The sequence below is a fragment of the Streptomyces sp. NPDC059456 genome, assembly GCF_042750055.1.
In the GTDB taxonomy this organism is placed as follows: Bacteria; Actinomycetota; Actinomycetes; order Streptomycetales; family Streptomycetaceae; genus Streptomyces.
In genome coordinates, this window is the sequence record NZ_JBHYVA010000213.1 from 1 (window position 1) to 825 (window position 825).

The window sequence follows — 825 nt, forward strand, 5'->3', positions numbered from 1 at the left end:
GGCCTCCGTCTGTGAGGCCTGCGCCTCGTTCCGGAGCCGGATACGGGCGGTGAGGAGCACGGCCAGGGCCGCGACCTCCTCGGCGGTCAGGTAGAGGTTGGTCCCGGTGTCCGCGTCCGCGACCGGGTAGACGTTGATCGCGTCGATGTCCTCGCGGGCCCGGCCCAGGGCTGCCACGGCCAGTGAGCTCCAGGTGCGCACCGCTTCGGCGTCGAGCTCGTCAGGGGACTGCGGCTGCGGCTCGTGCGGCACCGGGCGTTCCTCCTCGTGCGGGCCAGGGTTCACCGCAGGGTAACGAAGGTCTGCCGGGCGTCCGGGCTCGCGGGCGGGGCCGGCGGCAGTCATGGTAGTTTTCTTGGACCGAGGCAGGCGTTGTATGCTGCTCCGGTTGCCCGATGAAAGTCGGGCCATTCCCCCGGCAAACCACTCAGACTTCTTCAGACTTCTGATCCGGTGCGCCGGATTTCACTGTAAGTGCATCTGAAGTCTTTGGAGTGACCTGTGGCTGCCAACTGCGACGTTTGCGCCAAGGGGCCGAGCTTCGGCAACAACATCTCCCACTCGCACCGCCGCACCTCTCGTCGCTGGAACCCGAACATCCAGCGCGTTCGTGCCGTGGTCGGTGGGACGCCGAAGCGCCTCAACGTCTGCACCTCGTGCATCAAGGCCGGCAAGGTCTCGCGCTGACGCCAACCGTCGTAGCGCAGCCCTTTCCGGTTGCCAAGAAGGCCGGTCCACCTCGTGTGACGTCATTTTGCATTGACAGGCACTGCCCGGCCGGGGTTGGAGGCCGATCGTCAGTTGTCCAACCCGGACCGGTACTGG

At 66.7% G+C, this 825-nt stretch carries 1 protein-coding gene and 1 pseudogene; one reads left to right on the forward strand and one right to left on the reverse strand.

Annotation, left to right across the window (positions count from 1 at the left end; translation table 11 throughout):
• Nucleotides 1-345: pseudogene (locus ACFXA3_RS19930) on the reverse strand (hypothetical protein); the annotation flags it as partial.
• A 156-nt stretch (nucleotides 346-501) separates the two neighbouring features.
• Between ACFXA3_RS19930 and rpmB the strand changes: the two are divergent.
• Entirely contained in the window at nucleotides 502-687 is a 186-nt protein-coding gene (rpmB, locus tag ACFXA3_RS19935; RefSeq protein WP_082410959.1) for a 50S ribosomal protein L28, read from the forward strand.
• Nucleotides 688-825: the final 138 nt, after the last annotated feature.